Source organism: Neisseria sp. P0022.S010, assembly GCF_051956635.1.
In genome coordinates this window covers 1-1,875 of sequence record NZ_JBQCXF010000566.1, presented here as the reverse complement: position 1 = coordinate 1,875, position 1,875 = coordinate 1, and the positions used below count along the sequence as shown (strand labels likewise).

Below are 1,875 nucleotides of genomic sequence, written 5' to 3'. Positions count from 1 at the left end.
CTCCTCTACCTGGCAGAGCAAAATTAATGCCCTCGGCCCGGGCATCATGATGGCTTCGGCAGCGGTCGGCGGCTCGCACCTGATTGCCTCCACGCAGGCAGGTGCGCTTTACGGCTGGCAGCTTGCGCTGATCATTATTCTGACTAATCTCTTTAAATACCCGTTTTTCCGCTTCAGCGCACATTACACACTGGACACGGGCAAAAGCCTGATTGAAGGCTATGCCGAAAAAAGCCGCGTTTATTTGTGGGTATTTTTGATTTTGTGTATTGCATCGGCAACGATTAACGCGGGTGCGGTTGCCATCGTTACCGCCGCCATCGTCAAAATGGCAATCCCATCACTGACTCTCGATACCGGTATAGTGTCCGCCCTGATCATGGCTTCCTGCCTGCTGATTCTGGCAAGCGGCCGCTATAAAGCATTGGACAACGTTTCCAAAATCATCATCGTCAGCCTGACCATTGCCACCGTTGCCGCGGCAGCCGTTGCCATGTCTCGCGGTATGCAGATGAAGCCCGACTTTATCGAGCCCACCCCTTGGACGCTGACCGGCTTGGGCTTCTTAATCGCGCTGATGGGCTGGATGCCTGCGCCGATTGAAATTTCCGCCATCAACTCTTTGTGGGTAACCGAAAAACAACGCATCAACCCTTCCAGCTACCGCGACGGTATTTTCGACTTCAACGTCGGCTACATTACTAGCGCGATTTTGGCGGTCGTTTTCCTCGCCTTGGGTGCATATGTACAATACGGCAACGGCGAGGAAGTACAAATGGCCGGTGGCAAATATGTTGGCCAACTGATTAATATGTACGCCGTTACCATCGGCGACTGGTCGCGTCCGCTGGTGGCATTTATCGCCTTTGCCTGTATGTACGGCACCACCATTACCGTAGTAGACGGCTACGCGCGCGCGATTGCCGAACCGGTACGCCTGCTGCGCGGTAAAGACAAAACCGGAAATGCCGAATTATTTGCTTGGAACGTCTGGGTTGCAGGCTCGGGCTTGGCCGTGATTTTCTGGTTCAACAGCGCGATGGCCGAGCTGCTCAAATTCGCCATGATCACCGCCTTCGTTTCAGCCCCTGTGTTCGCTTGGCTGAACTACCGCCTCGTCAAAGGCGACAAACGCCACAAACTGACCATGGGCATGAACTTCCTCGCCATTATCGGTTTGATTTATTTGACCGGATTTACAGTTTTGTTCCTGCTGAACCAAACAGGTATCTTGGCTGCACCTAAATAAGCCCATACTAAAAAAGGCCGTCTGAAACTCAAAAACAGGTTTCAGACGGCCTTTCCAATCAATCATATCTTTTTGAATTTTCATTCAAACCCATTATAATGACTCCTTATTTCGCCGTTGTAGACCACTCGACGGCATCCGTATTTTGGAAAATTTATGAAGCCGTCTATTTTAGAAAAACTACAACAACTCAGCGACCGACTGGAAGAAGTCACCCACCTGCTCGGTCAGCCTGAAGCCACGTCCGACATGGACAACTACCGCAAACTCACACGTGAACACGCCGAACTGACCCCCGTTGTCGAAGTCTTCCAAAACTACCAGCTGGCGCAAAGCGACTTGGCAGATGCCGAAGAAATGCTGTCCGACCCTGAAATGAAAGACTTTGCCGCCGAAGAAATCGAAGCGGCAAAAGCCAAAATCGACGAACTCGATACCGAATTGCAAAAACTGCTGCTGCCAAAAGATGCCGACGACGACAAAAATATCTTTATCGAGGTACGCGCCGGAACGGGCGGCGACGAAGCCGCGCTGTTTGCAGGCGATTTGCTTCGTATGTACAGCCGCTACGCCGAGCGCAACCGCTGGCAGGTCGAAATCGTTTCCGCCAATGAAAGCGAATTGGG

2 protein-coding genes are annotated in these 1,875 nt (G+C 51.9%); both read left to right on the top strand.

Annotated features, from left to right (window positions below; genetic code table 11):
* Positions 1 to 1,249 (top strand): NRAMP family divalent metal transporter (locus ACTHUT_RS19450; protein ID WP_440419475.1); only part of this gene is annotated, 1,249 nt, incomplete at its 5' end.
* A gap of 156 nt (positions 1,250 to 1,405) precedes the next feature.
* The coding region (locus ACTHUT_RS19445; protein ID WP_440419473.1) for a PCRF domain-containing protein at positions 1,406 to 1,875 on the top strand (470 nt) is incomplete at its 3' end.